We start from the raw sequence: 18,706 nt of genomic DNA, 5'->3' as shown, positions 1-18,706 counted from the left end.
TGGCGGAGGCTCCCTCAGTGCGGGATGCCGTCGATGATCTCACGGGCGCCCTCGCGCAGCAGCGCCACGGCCACCGAGGTGCCCAGGGTGGCCGGGTCGAGTCGCCCCGCCCACTCGTGCGCGTTCAGCCGGGTCTTGCCGTCCGGGGTGAAGACGCAGGCCCGCAGCGACAGTTCACCGCTGCGGTCGACCCGCGCGTACCCGGCGATCGGGCTGTTGCAGTGGCCCTGCAGGACATGCAGGAACATCCGCTCCGCGGTGGCCTCCCGGTAGGTGTCCGAGTCGCCGAGGGCGCTGACGGCGTCGATCAGCTCGCTGTCGCCCTCACGGCACTGCAGCGCCAGGATGCCCGCGCCGATCGGCGGCATCATCGCCTCGGGCGACAGCACCTCGCTGATCACATCGGAGCGCCCGATGCGTTCGAGGCCCGCCACCGCGAGCAGCAGCGCGTCCGCCTCGCCGGCCGCGAGCTTCGCCAGCCGCCGGTTGGCGTTGCCCCGGAACGGCACGCACTCGAGATCGGGATGGGTGGCGGCGAGCTGCGCGACCCGGCGCACCGACGAGGTGCCGATCCTGGTGCCTGCGGGCAGTTCGTCGAGGGTGAGGCCGCCCGGGTGGACGAGGGCGTCCCGGATGTCGTCCCGCCGCAGGAAGGCGGCGAACGTGGTCCCGGCGGGCAGCGGGCGGTCGGCGGGCACGTCCTTCACGCAGTGCACCGCGAGATCGGCGTCACCGGCGAGCAGCGCGGCGTCGACCTCCTTGGTGAACGCCCCCTTGCCCTCCACCTGGGACAGGTCGCCCAGCCACTTGTCGCCGGTGGTCCTCACCGGCACGACCTCGGTGCGCACACCGGGGTACAGGGCGGTCAACTCGGCGCGGACTCGCTCCACTTGGGCGAGCGCCATGGGCGAGTCGCGGGAGACGATACGGATCAGTTCGGGCACGGACATGCGGCCACGATAGTGGGTCCCGCTGGAGGATCCCTGTCGCGCTGGTCCATTCAGCGGCTCCGTGCCCGCCCGACGCGGCCGTGCCCCCTCGGCGATCCGCTGGCCGAGGGGGCACGGTGGTGACGCTGCGTCAGGCGTTGGGGTCGAACGTGATGCCGGACGGCTTGGCGGAGGCCAGGTGGGAGGCGAAACTGCCGTCCTTCAGGCCGAAGTTGGCGCTGCCGAAGTCGTACGAGGTGAGCTTGGCGCGGATGCCGGCCGGGTAGCCGTTCCAGCCGACCAGCGGCGGGTACTGCCAGGTGGCCTTGTGGTTCTCCGGCGGCTCGTCGTTGGAGTTGGCCAGCCGGAAGCAGTGGGTGCTGATGCCGTCCTTGTGGTAGACGATCTTCGCGTGGGTGCCCTCGAAGCGGACCGTGGAGGCCGCGTGCACGGTGAACGAGCCGTGGTTGGACGTCGAGACGTACTGGACCTGGCCGTTCTGCACCCACACCACGACGTGCTCCCAGTCGTGCCGGTGGCCGCCGATGCTGGTGCCCGCGAGGGCCTGGTCCTTCTCGAAGTAGAGCCCGTACATGTAGGCGCACCAGCCGTTGTTGCAGCTGTAGCGCGAGTAGCTGTTGGTGTTGTCCAGGTCGGAGGCGTCCCGGCAGTTGCCGTTCAGGGCCCCGGTGGGGTTGAGGCCGCCGTTGACGGTCCCGTCGGGGCCGATCGCCGGGGTGGAGTAGCAGCCGTCCGTGTCGTAGTCGAACGCCGGCTGGAAGGTGACCTCCGCCGCCTCCGCGTTGGCGGGCAGCGCGGTCGGCGGCGCGGCCATCGCGACGGACGGGAAGGCGACGACGAGCGCCGCCGCCCCGACCAGTCCGGTGAGCCATCTCCTGCGGTGTGCCTTGGTCTTGGGTGACACCACTGCGTTCTCCCTGGGTCCGGGCGCAGCCGGGCGGCTGTGGGGGGAATGGGGAGTTCAGGATCCCCGGTTTTCCCTCCCGGGCCAAGAGGCCACAGGCGTCCCGGTGGTGAAGCGCGGCCCAACAGTCCGTGCGCGGGGCGCGGTTCAGGCCGCCGTGCCGTCCAGTGGGCGCAGTTCGTCCGCGTACGACACCGAGATCCGGCGCATCAGGCCGTCCCGCGTGATGTCGTACTGGCCGAGCCGCCACAGCGGCGGCGAGTAGGCGTGGATCGAGACCGCGTCGTCGGTGGCCCCGGTGAGCCGGTGGATGTGCTCGGGACCGAAGCAGAACGACGTGCCCGCGCCGACCGTGACGGAGAGATGGCTGCCGCCGATGCGTGGCACGGACTCGTCGAGCGCGCCCTGCACGACGCGCACCGCCCCGGAGGAGAGGTCGTGGTCGTGCCAGCCGGTGTCGTTGCGGCGCGTCCAGCACAGCAGCCAGACGTCGACGTACTCGTCCCGGTACAGGGACGCGTAGTGCCGCTGCTCGTCGGAGAAGGCGACCTGCTCGCGCCAGCGTTCGGGGCGGGCGGCGAGATCCTCGACGAGCGCCCTGAGTTCGCGCTTGTCGAGGACGCGGTCGGGCAGGGCCTCGGGGTTCATGAACGGCTCCCTCCTGAGTGCGGCCCGCCGGTCAGCAGACGGGCCGGGTTGGCGGTGCGCAGGGCGTGGACGGCGGCGTCCGCGCCCAGGTCGGGTATGACGGGCGGCGCGTACGGGCGGTCGCTGCCCGCCACCACCACGTCGATGCCGGCGGCCCGCACCACGGCGTCCACCGCGCGGGTGCCGTACGAGGACGTCTCGTAGAAGACGTCGAAGTCGACCTCGCCCCGGCCGCCGCCGCGGGCCGCGAACCGCTCGCCGTGCAGCGGGGCGAGACCGGCGAGCGCCGCGAAGCAGACCCGCAGCCCGGGGTGGCGCCCGCGTCCGAAGGCGCGGAACGCGAACCAGGACGCGTGCAGTTGCTGCGGGTAGGGCACCAACGCGGGCCACCAGGACGGCGCGTGCGGTGCGGCGGGGGCCGGCCCGGGATGGACGAACAGGGGCTTGTCGCGCCGGGTGAGGACGTCGAGCAGCGGGGCGCACCGCCGCCAGCCGGGCCCGTCCAGCAGCGCGGTGGCGGGCAGTTGCAGGCCGACGCAGCCGCGGTCCAGCTCCCTGGCCACGGCGTCCGGGTCCGGCTCGACGACGCAGGCCGCGGCCCAGACGCCGAACGGCGCGGGCAGGGCGAGCGCGCCGTCGTGGAACGCGGCCAGCAGCCCGGCCGCCTCCTCGGGCGGCAGGTGCTCGACGCCGAGCGGACTGGAGAGGGAGACCAGCGCCCGGTCGAGACCGTCGGCGGCGGCGAGGCGGGCGCGGGCGGCGACGTCGTGGTCCGCGGGGTCGACCCGGAAGGGCGGCTCGCCCGCCAGGTGGAGCGTCCAGCCGTCCAGGCGGGGCGGGGTGGCGCGGGCCCGCAGCAGGTCGGCGAAGGCGGGCGGCCAGAGGTGCTGATGGACGTCGGTGAGCACGCGGCGGTCCTCGGGTGAGTCCTGACGGAACGACAGAAAGACAGGCGAACACTGGGTTAAGCGGTTCACTGATGCGGTTCAGTGAAACGGTTAACAAGATGACGTGTCAAGGGTCGCCCGACCTCAGGACCTGGCCCGGTAGGCTTTCCGCATGGCCAGGCCCAACAAGCGCACCACCCTCAGGGAGGTGGCCGAGGCCACGGGTCTCTCCACCGCCGCCGTCTCCTACGCCCTGCGCGGCAAGCACGTCTCCAAGGAGACCGAGCAGCGCGTCCGCCAGGCCGCCGCCGACCTCGGGTACGAGGCCGACCCCATCGCCCGTGCCCTGGCCAGCGGCCGCACCAGCATGGTCGGCGTGCTCGCGGGCGACCTCCAGGACCTCTGGCAGCAGCAGCTGATGGCCGCCATCGGCCGGGAGCTGCTGGCCGGTGACCGCTACGCCCTCATCCTGGACGCGGGCGGCGACCCCGACCGCGAGCTGGTGCTCGCCAAGCAGCTGCGCGACCAGCGGGTGGACGCCCTGCTGGTGTCACCGGTCAACCCCGGCGCCGACGGCTGGGAGCCGATCGCGGAGGCGCTGCCCGTGGTGGCCGTCGGCGACTCGCTGAGCCGGGCCCGCACCGCGGGGCAGGTCATCTTCGACAACCGGGCCGGCATCGACGCCGTCCTCGACTATCTGCACGGGCTCGGGCACCGGCGCGTCACGGTGCTCACCCCGACCCGGCCGAGCACCCCCGACCGGCCCGCCGACGTCTATGTGCGCGAGGCCGCGGGGCGCCTCGGACTGCGCGCCGAACTGGTGCCGTGCCCGCAGGAGTTGGGGGAGGCGACCGCGGTGGCCCGCCGGGTCCTCGACAGCGCGCCCCGCCCGACCGCCGTCTTCTGCTTCTCCGACTCGCTCGCCTACGGCGTCTACGCGGCGGCCGCGGAGGCGTCGCTCGGCGTCGGGCGGGACGTCTCGGTGGTCGGCTTCGACGACCACCCCGTCTCCCGGGTGCTGACCCCGCCGCTGACCACCGTCGACTGGGGGCTCGCCGACATCGCCGCCGAGGCGGCCCGGCTGACCGTCGCGGCGATCGAGGGCAAGCGGGTGCGCAGGAAGCGCGTCCTGTGCGCCCCGCGGATGAGCGAGCGGGGCTCGGCCGTCCGGGCCTGAGGGGCACGCCCACGGACCGTCGGTCCCTGGGCGGTGACCCCGTCGTCCGGCCGGCTCAGGGCTTGATGCCCACGCCGGTCCAGAGGCTGACCTCGGCGTGCGAGAACTCCGGGGTGATGTCGGGGCGCCAGCGGTGGCCGACCGTCACCCCCGGCTCCAGGAGGTCGAGTCCGTCGAAGAAACGGGCGACCGCGTCATGGGAGCGGAACTGCACCGGGGTCCCGGCGCCGTTGTAGATGTCGGTGACCTTCTTCCAGGTCTCCGGGTCGAAGTCCGGCGTGCAGTGGCTGAGCGCCAGCGCGCTGCCCGAGGGGAGCATGTCCAGCAGCCGGCCGACGATCTCGTACGGCTTCTGGGCGTCGGGCACGAAGTGCATCAGCGCGTTCAGGGACAGCGCCACCGGCTTCGACAGGTCGAGGACCTCCGTCAACTCCGGCGCGTCCGCCAGCGACTGGGGGTCGTTGACGTCCGCCTCGATGTACGTCGTGCGCCCCTGCGGGGTGCTGCGCATCAGCCGCTCGGCGTACTTGAGGACCAGCGGGTCGTTGTCCGCGTAGACCACCCTGGCCTCCGGCACCACCGACTGCGCCACCTGGTGCAGATTGGGCTCGGTGGGTATCCCGGTGCCGATGTCCAGCCACTGCCTGATGCCGTACTCCGTGGCCAGCACCCGCGTCGCGCGGTGCATGAACGCGCGGTTCTCGCGTGCGCAGGTGAAGATGCCCGGGTAGGCCTCGGCGACGGTCTCCGCCGCCTGCTTGTCCACGGCGAAGTGGTCCTTGCCGCCCAGGTAGTAGTCGTACATCCGGGCGGAGTGCGGCTTGCTGGTGTCGATGTCCCGAGCTGCGTGGGGCGTGCTCATCCTGTCCCTCTCACTGATGGGTCTGCCGGGTGGTGTCTCAGCCGACCGTCAGATGGTCGGCCAGGCCCTTCTTGACGCCTTCGACGAACGCGAACATCTCCTGGGGGGTGTAGATGAGCGCGGGTCCGGCGGGGTCGGTGGACTGGCGGACGGCGACCCTGCCGTCGGCGAGTCGCTTGGTCTCCACGCACTGGCCGCCGTTGGGACCGCTCCAGGGCCGTTCCCAGCCCAGCTCGCCGAGGTCGGTCGCCGGCATGCCGTTGTAGACGTGGACCGAGGGGGTGTCGTGGGTGCCGTCGATGCGGGTCATGAGTACTCCTTGCGCATACGGGTGAGGAGCGCCTTGCTGTCCGCGGACGAGGTCAGCAGCGACATCCGGTTGTGCGCCTCCAGATGGGCGACGACGTCGGAGCGCTGGTCCAGGTACATGGAGGCGGACAGGATCTCGCTGTACACGATGTCGGGAAGTTCGGGTTCCTCGAAGCGGAAGTAGGTGAACGGGGCACACGCGCCGACGTGCGCCCCCGCCGCGAACGGGACGATGTCGAGGCTGACATGGGGCAGCTCCGAGACCTCGAGGAGCTTGTCTATCTGCTCCCGCATCACCTCGGGGCCGCCGACCACGCGGTGCAGCACGGCCTCCTCCATCACCACCCACAGGGTGGGGGCGTCCGCTCGCTCCAGCAGGATCTGGCGGCGCAGCCGCAGATCGATCCGGCGGCGCAGTTCCTCGTCGTCGTCGTTGGGGAATCCGCCGCGCAGCACGCCCCGCGCGTAGTCCCAGGTCTGGAGCAGCCCGGTGACGTAGTGCGGTTCGTAGGTGCGCAGGGTCTTCGCGCCGGTCTCCAGGCTCACGTACGCGGAGAACCAGGACGGCAGCACGTCACGGTAGGCGTACCACCAGCCGGGTTCGTTGGCCTGGTCGGCCAGGGCGACGAACTCGTCGATCTCCTGCCGGTCGGCCCCGTAGGTCTCTAACAACTTCTCCACGTAGAGCGGTCTGAGGGCGACTTCCGCCTTCTCCAGCCTGCGGATGGTCAGCGGGGTCACCCGGAGCGCCGTGGCTGCCTGTTCCAGCGTGGCGCCCGCCTGTTGTCGTCGCTCCTGCAACCGCCGACCGAGGATCATTCGCAGAACGGTCGGTGCACCGGTGCCCGAGCTCGAACGAGCCTCGCTCACGCCATACCTCCTGAGAGACAGTCACCACCACCAGTCTGACAGCGACTTGGTGATGTGACCAGAGCGAAAACTGCTCAGTGAAATTATCAGGGAGGCGGTTGCAGTTTGAACTGGCGTCACAGCATGATGGATTGCGTGAGCGATCAGAACGAGCGCGCCGTCGGTCTCCGCCCCACCGTGCGAGATCGGCGTGGCCCGGCGTTCGACGGTACGTGCGGCGCGCGCACACCCCTGCCGCGCGAGACGGACCTGCCCGCTGCCTCGCGCGGACCGCTCCGCCCGCCCACCACCGGAAGGCGAACACCGTGTCCCCCCGCACGACCACCTCGTCCTCTCTGTTAGACCCCCACGGAACGGGCCGGGTCCACTGGCTCGAACTCCCGGCCCGCCGCGACAGCGTGAGAGCCGCCAGGCACGGTGTGGAGGAACGCCTCACCGGCTGGCGGGTGCCGCGCGAACTGTGCGCGGACGCCGTGCTGTTGCTGTCGGAGCTGGTCACCAACGCGGTGCTGCACACGATCAGCGGCCGGATCCTGTGCGGGGTCCGGCTGGTGACCGCGAGCTGTCTGCGCGTCGAGGTCCACGACTACGACTACCGGCACGACTGCGCGAACGTGGCCCGCCCGCGGGGCCGTCCGGGTCCCGGCGACGAGACCGGACGCGGCCTGTTCATCGTGGAGCAGCTCGCCGAGGCGTGGGGGGTCGAGCGGTCCGCCCTGACCCCGGGCAACGTCGTGTGGGCGAAGCTGGGGACCTGTGCCTGAGCGGGCTCAGTCCGGCGTCAGCTCGGCCAGCAGGAGCGTACGGTCGTCGGCGGTGTTCGCGGTGGCCGGCGAACCGAGCAACTCCCGGCACAGGGACGGCAGCCAGGGACCGTCCGAGCCGGGCGGCACCTGATCGACGGCCGTGTCGAGAGCCTCCGCGAGCCGGCTGATGCCCTGCTCGATGTCGCACTGCCTGGACTCCACGAGCCCGTCGCTGTAGAGGACGAGCAGCGCCGGTTCGGTGACGTCGAGGACGGTGGCCTCGTAGCCGCCGCTGCCGAGCCCGAGCGGCAGCCCCGCACCGCTCAGCACCACCGGCGCGGTGGGCCCCTCGGGCGGGCGCAGCAGCGGGGGCGGGTGGCCGGCCCCCACCAGGGTGCAGGCGTGGCTCTGCGGATCCCACTCGGCGTACATGCAGGTCGCGAAGGACGCGCCGGGGATGGTGGCGGCGAGCGCGTCGAGCCGGCGCATCAGGTCGACGGGGCCCAGGTCGAGCTGGGCCAGGGTACGCACGGCCGTGCTCAGCTGGATCATCGCGACGGCGGCCTCGGGGCCGTGGCCCATCGCGTCCCCGACGATCAACCCGACCCTGCCGTCCGGCCGTTCCAGCGCGTCGAACCAGTCGCCCCCGATCAGATTGCCGTTGCCCGACGGCAGATAGCCGGGCGCCGTCCGGCAGCCCTTGAAGGCGCGGTCGGTCCCCGGCAGCAGGCTGCCCCGCAGGGCGAGCGCGGTGCGCCGCTCCCGTTCGTAGCGGCGGGCGTTGTCCAGCGCCACGCAGGCCCGCGCCGCCAGCCGCTCGACCGCCACCGCGTCCCCGGGCGCGAACCCCGGCCGGTCGGGACCGCGGGTGCAGGCGATGAACCCCACCGGCACGTCCCGCAGCCGCAACGGCACCACCAGGAACGACGCCGACCGCAGCAGGCTCTGGATGCCGGCGTCCTCGGGCCCGGTCGCGGTCAGCCGCTCCGAGGTGTGCGGGTCGACGGCGTCCAGGGTCTGGGTCCTGCCCTCGGCGAGGGCGCGGGCGTACGGGGTCTCCCGGGGGAAGACGATCACCTGGTCGACCGGCAGCAGCCGCTCCCAGTCCTCCAGGGCGTCCGCGCCCACCCGCAGGGCCAGTCTGCGCGCCTCGATCTGCGGCGGATCGGCGTCGGCGTACGCGTTCTCCTCCAGCAGCCACCGCTCCAGGAGGTACACGGAGGCCGCGTCGCAGAACTCCGGTGCCAGCGCGTGCACGACATGGCTGCCGGTCAGATGGAGATCCAGCTCCGAGCCGATGACGTCCGACGCGGGGGAGGAGAAGGGGCGGCGGCGGGCGGGGGTGGGGGTTGCGGTGCCGCCAAGTCGATCGAGTGGTTCGTTCGGCAGGGTCGTGCCTTTCCGGGTGGGGCCGGTCCGATCGCGGTGGGGAGATCGTCCGGCCGCGTCGTGCGCCAACTATATGATGAGCCGTCAAGACGGCTGTGCAAGGTGGGAGTTGTGATGCGTGAAGAACTCTCCGGTGCAGGAGTGCCGAACCGGGCGAGTGTCGCTCGGATGTACGACGCGATGCTGGGCGGACAGCACAACTTCGCGATCGACCGGGAGGCGGTGGCCGCGTTCACCGCCATCGACCCCCAGGTACGGACGCTGGCCCGCGCCAACCGCGCCTTCCTGCGCCGCGCCGTGCGCTTCCTCGTCGACTCCGGGGTACGGCAGTTCATCGACCTCGGCTCCGGCATCCCCACCCAGGGCAACGTGCACGAGGTGGCCCAGGCGCTCGACCCGCGGTGCCGGGTGCTCTACGTCGACAACGACCCGGTGGCGGTGGCGCACAGCGCGTCCCTGCTCGCCGACAACCCGGACGCGGACGTCCTCGACGCCGACATCCGCAGCCCCGCCGACATCCTGGCCGCGCCCCGGCTGCGCAGGCTGATCGACCTCGACCAGCCGGTCGCCGTCCTGATGATCACCATCCTGCACTTCGTGACGGAGGCGGAGGACCCCGCCGGTGTCGTGGCCGCGTTCCGTGACGCGCTGCCCGCCGAGGGGTGGCTCGCGCTGTCCCACGCCACCGACGAGGACCGGCCCGACACGGCCGCCGCCGTCGGCCAGTTGTACCGGGCGAAGGCCACCTCGCCGGTGACTGCCCGCTCCCGCGAGCGCATACTCGGCCTCTTCGACGGCTTCGACCTCACCGAACCCGGCCTGGTCCACGTCCCGTTGTGGCGCCCCGATGCGGGGGACGAGGTGCCGGAGAGGCCGTCCGAGTACTGGGTGTACGCGGGCGTCGGCCGCAAGTCGCCGTGAGCGGACCCCGGCCGGGTCACGCCAGTCGGCGGCAGTAGAGCGCGTCCGGAGTCCGCGACGAGCCGAGACGGCCCGTGTACGCGATCCCGGCCGCGTACTCGTCGTCGGCGCACTGCCCCTTGTACGCGCCGTAGGCGAAGTCGCCGCCCCGGGGCGCCTGGCCCCGGCTGTCGCCGCGGTCGAACCACACCGTGCGGCCCGTGCCGCCGAGCCGCCCGGCCGGGGCCGCCGCGCACAGGCCGGCGGAGACGGCCTGGCCGCGCACGCTGTAGCCGGTGAGGAACTGCCCCTCGGCGCACTGGAGTTTGGTGTACCCCGAGGCCCAGTCCCGGCCGGCCGCCACATGCCGTTCGTCCACCACCACCTCGTGACCGCCGGCCGCGGCCCACAGCGCCCCGGCGGTGACGTCCGAGCACAGGCCCCGGTTGCCCGTGTGGCCGAGCCCGAGCAGCCGTTGCCCGTCGGGGCAGACCGCCTTGCGGGCCCCCGGGTCCCAGTCGGGCAGCGCCCGCATCCGCCGGGACGCGACGAAGTCACTGTGGTCGGGGCTGAGTTGGGACCACTCGGCCACCGGTGGGACCGCTCCGGTGCGGCTGGTCGCGGTCATCAGCCTGGTCCAGGCGGCGGCCCGCCAGTCGTCGCCGTCGTAGAGACCCATCCGGTTCCCGGCCGCGTCCCAGTGCAGCAGCGCCCAGCCGTTGCCGGTGCGGTTCTGGTGCCAGCCGACGAGCGGCCAGTACGCGAAGTCGGCGTCGGCGCGGATGAGGTGGTCGACGAAGCGCTCGAACCAGGCGCGTGGCTTCGCGCCGGTCTCCTCCCGGCCGCCGACGCCGAACTCGCTGATCCAGACGGGTGCGGTGAAGTGCTGGTCCTGCTCGCCGCTGACGAAGAACGCCTGGCGCGTCAGGACGGCGGTCAACTCCTCGGGGCTGAGGTCGCGGTAGCGCGGGTCGCTGGTCTCGCCGATGCCGGTGGCGCCGCTGTGGTGGGGTCCGGTGTAGTCGTAGAAGTGGGCCGAGTAGACGAGTTTGCCCGAGTCCACGAGGGTGTGCGAGAGGCGCCTGACGGGTTCCAGGGCGGGCCGCCCGTGGGCGAAGCCGTCGACGGGGACGCCGGTCCAGTTGATGCCCTCGACGATGATCAGCAGATCCGGGTCCGCCTCCAGGAGGATGCGGTCGCCGAGGTGCTGGGAGGCGGCGAACCAGTCGTGGTCGTCGCCGAGTCCCCAGTTCGGGTCGTCGAGGACCGAGCGGCGGACCTCGTTGTAGAGGTCGGCGCCGACCACCCGCTCGTTGTCGCGGTAGCGGCGGGCCATGAACAGCCAGTCGTCCTCCCAGGCGGCCGTCGACCTGGAGGCGTTCCAGCGTTCGTTGCCGTCGACCCCGCAGCACCAACGGGTCGTGCCGGTGTGGTTGTTGAGGATCACCGCGAGCCCGGCCGCGGTGAGGTCGCGCACCACGGCGTCGTACACCCCGAGCGGGGTCAGGCCGCGCAGCGACGGGTTGGCGGCGACCGCGTGGTCCGTGACGGGGACGGTGTCGTGGATCATCTCGTTGGAGAACGGCAGCCGGACGCTGTTGATGCCGATCTCCCGGAACCCGGCGATGATCTCGGCGACGGGCGCCCGGTCGAGGCCGAGCGGGATCCGGCCGGAGTTCTCACCGGCGTGGTGCGCGGCGTCGTCGTCCACGCTGCCGGAGCCGCTCCAGGTGCCGCTGGCGCCGTGCCAGTTCCCCGACCGCATCCTGAACCGGTCGCCGTTCGCGTCGACGATCCAACGGCCCCGGGTGCTGAGCGGGGGCGTCCACTCCTGACCGGCGGCGACGCCGGCATCGGCTGTGACCGGGGCCGGCCCGGATTTCGCGCCCGTCGTCGCCGCGGCCGGGGCGAGCGGCGCCGACAGCAGCAGGAGCACGGCGGCCAGTGCGGCCCTGACGAGAGATCCGCGCACGGTCACCCTCCCGATCCGGTGACGACGTTGTCATGGCGTGGTCAGAATGCAGGGTGCCGTGCCCGTCGTCCAGACCCGCGCCGCGGCCACCGGGGCTCACCCGGGCCTCCGAGATACCCCTGCCGGGTATCGAGAGGTGTGGCGGGGGACCTCCCGGTCGGCCCATGGGAAAGGAAGTGAAAAGATGGGGGCATGAGCAACGTCTACTTCGACATCACCATCAACGGCGAGGCCGCGGGCCGCATCGTCTTCAACCTCTTCGACGACGTCGTGCCCAAGACCGCACAGAACTTCCGCGAGCTGGCCACCGGCCAGCACGGCTTCGGCTACGCCGGTTCGCCCTTCCACCGGGTCATACCGGACTTCATGCTCCAGGGCGGCGACTTCACCAACGGCAACGGCACCGGCGGCAAGAGCATCTACGGCGAGAAGTTCGCCGACGAGAACTTCAAGCTGCGCCACGACCGTCCGTTCCTGCTGTCGATGGCCAACGCGGGCCCCGGCACCAACGGCTCGCAGTTCTTCATCACCACCGTCGTCACCCCGTGGCTGGACGGCAAGCACGTCGTCTTCGGCGAGGTCGTCGAGGGCTCGGACCTGGTGAAGAAGATCGAGGGGCTCGGTTCCCGCTCGGGTTCCACGGCCGCCAAGATCGTGGTCGCCGCCTCCGGCGTCGTCGGCGAGTAGTCAGGCAGCCCCGAGGGTCCCGTGCGTCTCGCGGGTCCCGAGGTTCTGTAGTCCCGGGCCCAGGCCCGGCCGCCGCGTCAGCGGTCCCCGGCCCCGGCCGACCGATCAGGTCGGCCGGGGCCGCTTGTCGTGATGCCCTGGCCGATCGGAAGGAGCCGCGTCGCGGGGTCCGCCGGCCGGACGTGCCTTTCGGGCCGACCGCGCGCTCGTCGAATCGGCCCCAGCCGTCGATCCGGCCCCACTAGTCGAACCCGGCCCCGCTCCCCGAACCCCCCCGCCCCTGGCGAGACGCGCTCCCCGTATCGAGTCCTGCATTGGCATGGACCTGACCCACGTCGGCTGGATAAGCTCTGTCCCGCCACGTATGAGAGCGCTCTCAGCAACTGGGCTGTTCCATCCCCACACTTCTGGAACGACGAAGGGCAACACCCATGAGACGCAGAGGATTCAGGCATGTCGGCCTGGCCGCCCTCCTGATGCTCGGCACCTTCGGCGCGGCGGGGACCCTCCCCGCGGCGGCCAGCGAGGCCGGTGCCACGACCCCCACCGCCGCACCCGCCTCGGACGGCGTACTCACCGCCATGCAGCGGCAGTTCGGCCTGACCGAGAAGCAGGCCGAAGCCCGCCTCGGCGCCGAGCGGACGGCCATCAAGGTCGCCCCGAAGGCCGAGAAGGCCGCCGGTTCCGCCTACGCCGGGTCCTGGTTCGACGCCACCAGCGGCCGGCTCAGGGTCGCCGTCACCAAGGGCGCTTCGGCGGCCCAGCGCGCCGCGGTCGAGGCGTCCGGCGCCGACCTGCGCACGGTCGGACGCAGCGCGCGCCAGCTGGACGCAGCCAAGGCCCGTATCGACAAGCTCTCCGCCCCCGCCTCCGTGACGAGCTGGCACGTCGACCCGGCGGCCAACACGGTGGTGGTGTCGGTGGTCGGCGCCGAGCGAGCTGACAACGATGTCCAGCGCTTCCTGGCGAAGGCCAGGGAGACCGGCCCGGTGACCGTCAGGACCGTCGCGACCCCGGCGCGGACCTTCGCCGCCGGCACGGTCGGCGGCGACCCGTACTACACGGGCAACGTCCGCTGCTCCATCGGCTTCTCGGTGTACGGCGGGTTCGTCACCGCCGGGCACTGCGGGCAGGCGGGCGCGGGTGTCAGCGGCTGGGACGGCTCCTACATCGGCTCCTTCCAGGGATCGTCGTTCCCCGGTGACGACTACGCCTGGGTGAGCGTCGGCAGCGGCTGGTGGACGGTGCCGGTCGTGCTCGGCTGGGGCACGATCTCCGACCAGCTCGTGCGCGGTTCGAACGTGGCGCCGGTCGGCACCTCGATCTGCCGCTCCGGATCCACCTCGCACTGGCACTGCGGCGCGGTCCTCGCCCTGAACGAGACCGTCAACTACAGCCAGGGCGCGGTCTACCAGATGACCAAGACGAGCGTCTGCGCCGAACCCGGCGACTCCGGCGGCTCGTTCATCAGCGGCGACCAGGCGCAGGGCGTCACCTCGGGCGGCTGGGGCAACTGCACCAGCGGCGGCGAGACCTGGTTCCAGCCGATCAACGAGATCCTCAACCGCTACGGCTTGCGTCTGCACACCGCCTGACCGGGCGGGTCGGCGGGGACGGGGACGCGCGGGACCCACGCGCGGCTCCGTCCCCGCCGCGTACCCGTTCCGCTCCGTCCGGCGCGGCGCGCGAGGTCAACGAGGGCGGTCCAGCAGGTCGGGGGCGTGGGTCCTGATCGCTCGCCTCAGCTCCGCCAGGGACGGGTTGACCAGCGGGTGGCCGGCCACGGTCACCGTCGGCACCGTCTCGTTGCCGTCGGCCACCAGGCGGACGAAGGACGCCGCGTCGGGGTCGTGCCAGATGTTCACCTCGGTGTACCGCAGCCGCGTGAAGCGCAGTCCCAGCCGCAGCTTCACGCAGAACGGGCAGCCCGGCCGCCAGTAGACGACCAGGGGGTCCCGGTACCGCTCCATGGGTCTCCTCCCGTCGCGAAGCCCCGGGGGCCGCCGCCTCGATCCTGCGCGCTTCGGGGGTGAGCGGTGTCCGTCGTCGTTCTCGGCCTACGAGCGCGGCTAGGGAGACCGCCGTGCCTGCCGCCGGTGCCACGATCACGTAGCCCGTCGTTCCTCCGTCGTCGCCCCGGACCGTCCTGCGACCGGCGAATCCGCCGTGCCTGTCCGAGGCCGCCGGGCCTATCGTAATGAGCCGCTTCCGCACCGTGCACCGCGCGTCCCGGCAGCACGTCCCGGGCGAACCTGCCGATCACCGGCAGCGCGTCAGCAACTCGGCCTTTTAACAAGCCTGTTGGGCGGATGCGAGACGGCCGTCGGGCCGTCACTCCCGGACCGCTGCCGCCAGGGCGTTGTCGACCAACTCCGGCAGCCCTTCGTCCAGCTGCCGGTAGGTGAAGATCGCCCGGAAGTACAGCGGCGCCACCAGCCGTTCGAGCAGGGTCGTCAACTCCGGTACCGGCTCGCCCCGTTCGCGTGCGCGGTCCAGGACCCGCTGGATCAGGGCGGCGCGCGCGTAGACGAAGTCGGTGACCTGGCCCGAGCGGTCGGCGTCCGAGGCGCGGACGGCCAGCACCGAGCGGAGCAGCCCGAGTCCTTCGGGCCGGTCGAGGTCGGCTGCCATCGCGCCCGCCCAGGCGAGCAGGTCGCCGCGGAGCGTTCCGGTGTCGGGCAGCGGTGAGTCCTCGTTGAGCTTGCTCACCGTGACCGCGACGTCGAGGAGCAGGGTGTCGAGGCTGCCCCAGCGCCGGTAGATCGTCGCCTCGTGCACGCCCGCGCGCTCGGCCACGTCACGGCCCGTGAAGCCGCCCTGGCCGCGTTCGGCCAGCAGGGCGCGGACGGCTTCGTGGACAGCCTGCCCGGTGCGGGCGGTCCGGCCGCCGGGGCGCTTTCTGGGCGCGGATGGATGGGTCATGCCGACACTCTACCCAGGCAAACGCGGGTGCACTCGCGTTAGTGCTTGCATCGAGGCGAGGAGGCTCCTATCGTCGTTATTGCGAGCACACCCGCATTAAGAGCGTCGAGGAGTCCCCATGAAGCAGCTGCTGTTCCACGACCACCCCTCCTACTGGTTCGAGACGGTCCGCTCGCTGAGCCACATCGCCTACGGGGGAGCCGACTTCGCCGAGGTGCTCGGCACCGCCGAGCGCATCACCGGCGGCGACCCCGACAGCTGGCACGACGCCTGGCGGGAGACCGCCGACCGGATCGCCGCCGACGCCCGGCGGGCCGAGGCGGGCGACCACCTGGTCAGCGCCAGGGACGCCTGGCTGCGCGCCTGGAACTACTACCGCAACGCCGAGTTCTTCCTGCACGGCGACCCCTCCGACCCGCGCATCCTCGACAACTACGACCGCGCCGTCGCCGCCTTCCACCGCTACACCGACCTCGCGGGCCCCGAGGTGCTGCGCCCGGTCCGCATCCCCTTCGAAGGGGCGGAGCTGCCCGGCTACTTCTACCCGAGCCCGCTGCCGGGACGCCGTCCGCTGCTCCTCATGCACAGCGGCTACGACGGCAGCGCCGAGGAGGTGCACGTGCAGGGCGCCCTCGCCGCCCAGGAGCGCGGCTACCACGTCCTCACCTTCGACGGCCCCGGCCAGCCCGGCACCCGCCACCACCAGGGGCTGCACTTCCGCCCCGACTGGGAGACAGTCGTCGGCGCCGTCGTCGACTGGATCGCCGAACACCTCCCCGACGCCGACCAGGACCGGATCGCCCTGCTCGGGATCAGCCTCGGCGGTGAACTCTGCGTCAGGGCCGCCGCGTTCGAGCACCGGCTGGCCGCCGTGATCGCCGTCGACGGCGTGTACGACTTCGGCGCGACCCTCACCGCGCACTTCCCCGAGTCCGACCCCGCCGCGCTCGCGGCCCTGCTGCGTGACCCGGAGGCCGCCGCCGCGATCGACGCGGCCCTCGAACAGGCCGCGGCCGAGAGCGACGTCGCCAACTGGGGCCTGAGCCACGGCCAGTACGTGATGGGCGGCGGATCGCCGCGCGGCTTCCTGCTGCGCGCCCTCGACTACCACCTGCGCGACGGCATCGCCGAGTCCGTCACCTGCCCGGTGCTGATCTGCGAGGCCGAGAACGACCTCTTCTTCTCCGGCCAGCCCGACGAGGTCTTCGCCCATCTCACCGCCGAGGACCGCACGTTGGTCCGGTTCACCGCGGCCGAGGGCGCCGACGCGCACTGCCACGCCGGTGCCCAGCGGTACGCGCTGGCCCGCATCTACGACTGGCTCGACGACCGCATGGTCCCCGCCCGCGCGGACGCCGTCGGCGCCGTGGCCTGACCGCGGCGGCGGGGGAGCGGGCCCCTCAAGTCAAGCCAGGTGGGACGCGAGGTCCCGCAGGGCGTGCGCGGAGCGCGAACCGGGGTCCGCGGTGATCAGGACGACCTCCTGGTCGTCCTCGGGCACCAGCAGCACATCGCAGTTCAGCCGGAGCCGGCCCGCCGTCGGATGCTCCACGGTCTTGGTGCGGTGGCCCGGCGCGTGCACCGGACGGCTCTCCCAGATCCGCCGGAACTCCTCGCTGCCGTCGCGCAGTTCGGCCAGCAGCGCGGCGAGCGCGGGATCGTGCGGATAGCGGTCGGCGGCCCGGCGCAGCCGCGCCACCACGGTGTGCCCGAACTCCTCGGCGCTCGAACTCCCGTACCGGCGACCCGCGCCGAGGAACCGCCGCCTGGCCAGGTTCGTCACCCCGGCCTCGTCGCCGAGCAGTGCGCGGGCCAGCGGATTCCACGCGACGACACCGTAGGCCGCGTCGGTGACGATCGCGGCGGTACCGGGCAGCCGGTCGAGCATCGCCGCCACCTGCGGACGGATCGGCCGGACGGCGCCGCCGGCGGGCGGCTCGCCCGCCCCGGCCAGCCGGAAGAGATGGCTGCGCTCGGCCGGGGAGAGGCGCAGGGCGTGGGCGAGGCCGTCCAGGACGCGCGGCGAGGGGCGCGGACCGCGCGCCTGTTCGAGCCGGGTGTAGTAGTCGACCGACAGGTGGGCCAGCTCCGCCAGCTCCTCGCGCCGCAGACCGGGCGTGCGCCGCGACGTGTCCTCCGGGAGGCCGTACCGGCGCGGACTGCAGCCCGCGCGCCGATCGCGCAGGAAACGGGCGAGTTCCGTACGGGGCATCCCCGCCACCTCCGCTGCCTGGTACAGGTCGTCCCTGGCAGGCCCGGCGCCGCCGGGGGACCGTGGACGGTGTGAAGAACGATCGCACAGCACTCGTCACCGGTGCCAACAAAGGCATCGGATTCCATGTCGCCCGGCTCCTCGCGGCCGAGGGCTTCACCGTCCACGTCGGCTCCCGTGACCCGGGGCGCGGCGAGCGGGCGGCCGCAGAGATCGGCGGACGGGCCCGACCGCTCGACCTGGACGTGACCGACCCGGACAGCGTCGCCCGCGCGGCCGAGCGGATCGAACGGCTCGACGTCCTGGTGAACAACGCGGGCATCTCGCCGTCGCTCGGCGGGCCGGCCGAGACCGGCGTCGAGGACCTGCGCCGCACCTACGAGACCAACGTCTTCGCGGTCGTCGAGGTCACCAACGCGTTCCTGCCCGCCCTGCGCCGCTCCTCGCGGCCCCGGATCGTCAACGTCTCCAGCGGCACGGCGTCGCTGACCTGGTCCACCCACCCCAACCCGCAGTTCCCGCCGGGCAGCGGACGCTCCGCCGCCTACCGGTCCTCGAAGGCCGCGCTCAACGCCCTGACCGTCCTGTACGGGCTGACCCTCGCCGACGAGGGCTTCAAGGTGAACGCGCTCGCCCCCGGGCGCCGGGCCACCGACCTGATCGGCAGCCCGATGCCGGACGCGGGAGACCCGGCCGAGGCCGCCGAGGGCGCCGTCCGGCTGGCGCTCCTGCCGGACGACGGCCCCACCGGCGGCTTCTTCTCCTGGGACGGTTCGGCCGTGCCCTGGTGAGGGGCGCGCTGCCCTGGTGACGGGCGCGCTCAGACGGCCGCGCGCGGTCCGACGCCCGCCTTCGCGGAGCGGACGCGGCCGGCGAGGCCGTCGAGCAGCACACCGAAGTCCGCCCAGCTGTACGCGTACCAGGACGCCAGCTCGGGCTGCCAGACCTGCCCGGCACGGACGGCGGGCGTGCGCCTCCACAGCGGGTTGGCCGGCAGCGGCGAGGAGACCGCCCACACCAGCAGGTCGGCGGGTACCGAGGGCACGTTCTCCCGGCTGACCGCCTGGCTGTAGGTGTTCGCCGCTCCGCCGGGCACCCGCACCAAGGACATCCCGAGCGCGCCCACGGTCCGCGGCACGCCCCAGGTCTTCGGGTTCATCACGCCGACGGTGTTCTTGTCGGTGTCGATGTCGAAGACGAAGCCGACCCGCGGCTCCGGGTCGGCGGCGACGGCCGGCCTGAGCGCGGCGGACGCCTTCCGGTAGCCGGCC

At 72.6% G+C, this 18,706-nt stretch carries 20 protein-coding genes; 7 read left to right on the top strand and 13 right to left on the bottom strand.

The window, feature by feature from the left end; translation table 11 throughout:
• Nucleotides 1-14: 14 nt before the first annotated feature.
• From hemC to DDJ31_RS02010, 4 genes are all read right to left on the bottom strand, one after another.
• Nucleotides 15-950: a hydroxymethylbilane synthase gene (hemC, locus tag DDJ31_RS02025; protein WP_127182028.1), complete on the bottom strand. Its 936-nt coding sequence runs from the start codon at nt 948-950 to the stop codon at nt 15-17.
• A gap of 130 nt (nt 951-1,080) precedes the next feature.
• Nucleotides 1,081-1,857 (bottom strand): NPP1 family protein, encoded by a 777-nt coding sequence (locus DDJ31_RS02020; RefSeq protein ID WP_127182029.1) that lies wholly within the window; start codon nt 1,855-1,857, stop codon nt 1,081-1,083.
• Between the two features lie 144 nt (nt 1,858-2,001).
• Entirely contained in the window at nt 2,002-2,502 is a 501-nt protein-coding gene (locus DDJ31_RS02015; RefSeq protein WP_127182030.1) for a cysteine dioxygenase, read from the bottom strand.
• Nucleotides 2,499-3,410 (bottom strand): amidohydrolase, encoded by a 912-nt coding sequence (locus DDJ31_RS02010; protein WP_127182031.1) that lies wholly within the window; start codon nt 3,408-3,410, stop codon nt 2,499-2,501. The genes DDJ31_RS02015 and DDJ31_RS02010 overlap by 4 nt, the downstream gene beginning before the upstream one ends.
• 151 nt (nt 3,411-3,561) lie before the next feature.
• On the opposite strand from DDJ31_RS02010, the gene DDJ31_RS02005 reads away from it, so the two are divergent.
• Nucleotides 3,562-4,566 carry a LacI family DNA-binding transcriptional regulator gene (locus DDJ31_RS02005; RefSeq protein ID WP_127182032.1) on the top strand — a complete coding sequence of 335 codons (1,005 nt, stop codon included), beginning with the start codon at nt 3,562-3,564 and terminating at the stop codon, nt 4,564-4,566.
• A 55-nt stretch (nt 4,567-4,621) separates the two neighbouring features.
• Here the strand turns inward: DDJ31_RS02005 and DDJ31_RS02000 are convergent, their stop codons facing one another.
• From DDJ31_RS02000 to DDJ31_RS01990, 3 genes are read right to left on the bottom strand one after another with little or no spacing between them, the layout of a single operon-like run.
• Nucleotides 4,622-5,428, bottom strand: a complete 807-nt coding sequence (locus tag DDJ31_RS02000; protein ID WP_127182033.1) for an SAM-dependent methyltransferase — start codon at nt 5,426-5,428, stop codon at nt 4,622-4,624.
• A gap of 37 nt (nt 5,429-5,465) precedes the next feature.
• Nucleotides 5,466-5,738 carry a DUF397 domain-containing protein gene (locus tag DDJ31_RS01995; RefSeq protein ID WP_127182034.1) on the bottom strand — a complete coding sequence of 91 codons (273 nt, stop codon included), beginning with the start codon at nt 5,736-5,738 and terminating at the stop codon, nt 5,466-5,468.
• Entirely contained in the window at nt 5,735-6,607 is an 873-nt protein-coding gene (locus tag DDJ31_RS01990; protein ID WP_127182035.1) for a helix-turn-helix domain-containing protein, read from the bottom strand. Before DDJ31_RS01990 ends, DDJ31_RS01995 begins: the two co-directional genes overlap by 4 nt.
• A gap of 305 nt (nt 6,608-6,912) precedes the next feature.
• Here DDJ31_RS01990 and DDJ31_RS01985 point away from each other — a divergent pair, with 305 nt between their 5' ends.
• Nucleotides 6,913-7,371, top strand: coding sequence for an ATP-binding protein (locus DDJ31_RS01985; RefSeq protein WP_127182036.1), 459 nt, complete (start codon nt 6,913-6,915; stop codon nt 7,369-7,371).
• A gap of 6 nt (nt 7,372-7,377) precedes the next feature.
• Here the strand turns inward: DDJ31_RS01985 and DDJ31_RS01980 are convergent, their stop codons facing one another.
• On the bottom strand, nt 7,378-8,811 hold the full coding sequence (locus tag DDJ31_RS01980) for a PP2C family protein-serine/threonine phosphatase (protein WP_127182037.1): 1,434 nt from the start codon (nt 8,809-8,811) through the stop codon (nt 7,378-7,380).
• A 45-nt stretch (nt 8,812-8,856) separates the two neighbouring features.
• Here DDJ31_RS01980 and DDJ31_RS01975 point away from each other — a divergent pair, with 45 nt between their 5' ends.
• Nucleotides 8,857-9,663 (top strand): SAM-dependent methyltransferase, encoded by an 807-nt coding sequence (locus DDJ31_RS01975; protein WP_127182038.1) that lies wholly within the window; start codon nt 8,857-8,859, stop codon nt 9,661-9,663.
• Nucleotides 9,664-9,679: 16 nt separating this feature from the next.
• Here the strand turns inward: DDJ31_RS01975 and DDJ31_RS01970 are convergent, their stop codons facing one another.
• Entirely contained in the window at nt 9,680-11,614 is a 1,935-nt protein-coding gene (locus DDJ31_RS01970; protein WP_127182039.1) for a glycoside hydrolase family 5 protein, read from the bottom strand.
• A 192-nt stretch (nt 11,615-11,806) separates the two neighbouring features.
• Here DDJ31_RS01970 and DDJ31_RS01965 point away from each other — a divergent pair, with 192 nt between their 5' ends.
• Entirely contained in the window at nt 11,807-12,301 is a 495-nt protein-coding gene (locus DDJ31_RS01965) for a peptidylprolyl isomerase (protein ID WP_127182040.1), read from the top strand.
• A gap of 431 nt (nt 12,302-12,732) precedes the next feature.
• A complete protein-coding gene (locus DDJ31_RS01960) occupies nt 12,733-13,896 on the top strand; it encodes a S1 family peptidase (protein WP_127182041.1) in 1,164 nt (387 codons plus the stop codon).
• 96 nt (nt 13,897-13,992) lie between these two features.
• Here the strand turns inward: DDJ31_RS01960 and DDJ31_RS01955 are convergent, their stop codons facing one another.
• Both DDJ31_RS01955 and DDJ31_RS01950 read right to left on the bottom strand, forming a co-directional pair.
• On the bottom strand, nt 13,993-14,271 hold the full coding sequence (locus DDJ31_RS01955; RefSeq protein ID WP_127182042.1) for a glutaredoxin domain-containing protein: 279 nt from the start codon (nt 14,269-14,271) through the stop codon (nt 13,993-13,995).
• Between the two features lie 361 nt (nt 14,272-14,632).
• Nucleotides 14,633-15,223 carry a TetR/AcrR family transcriptional regulator gene (locus DDJ31_RS01950; RefSeq protein WP_127182043.1) on the bottom strand — a complete coding sequence of 197 codons (591 nt, stop codon included), beginning with the start codon at nt 15,221-15,223 and terminating at the stop codon, nt 14,633-14,635.
• Between the two features lie 118 nt (nt 15,224-15,341).
• Here DDJ31_RS01950 and DDJ31_RS01945 point away from each other — a divergent pair, with 118 nt between their 5' ends.
• A complete protein-coding gene (locus DDJ31_RS01945) occupies nt 15,342-16,598 on the top strand; it encodes an alpha/beta hydrolase family protein (RefSeq protein ID WP_127182044.1) in 1,257 nt (418 codons plus the stop codon).
• A gap of 30 nt (nt 16,599-16,628) precedes the next feature.
• On the opposite strand, the gene DDJ31_RS01940 is transcribed toward DDJ31_RS01945, so the two are convergent.
• Complete coding sequence (locus DDJ31_RS01940; RefSeq protein WP_127182045.1) at nt 16,629-17,435, bottom strand: helix-turn-helix transcriptional regulator; 807 nt, start codon at nt 17,433-17,435, stop codon at nt 16,629-16,631.
• A gap of 71 nt (nt 17,436-17,506) precedes the next feature.
• Here DDJ31_RS01940 and DDJ31_RS01935 point away from each other — a divergent pair, with 71 nt between their 5' ends.
• Nucleotides 17,507-18,226 (top strand): SDR family oxidoreductase, encoded by a 720-nt coding sequence (locus tag DDJ31_RS01935; RefSeq protein ID WP_127182046.1) that lies wholly within the window; start codon nt 17,507-17,509, stop codon nt 18,224-18,226.
• Between the two features lie 29 nt (nt 18,227-18,255).
• Here the strand turns inward: DDJ31_RS01935 and DDJ31_RS01930 are convergent, their stop codons facing one another.
• On the bottom strand, nt 18,256-18,594 hold the full coding sequence (locus DDJ31_RS01930; protein ID WP_127182047.1) for a hypothetical protein: 339 nt from the start codon (nt 18,592-18,594) through the stop codon (nt 18,256-18,258).
• Between the last annotated feature and the right edge of the window lie 112 nt (nt 18,595-18,706).

The organism is Streptomyces griseoviridis (assembly GCF_005222485.1).
Lineage (GTDB): Bacteria > Actinomycetota > Actinomycetes > Streptomycetales > Streptomycetaceae > Streptomyces > Streptomyces hintoniae.
This window is presented reverse-complemented; position numbering and strand designations above follow the sequence as displayed.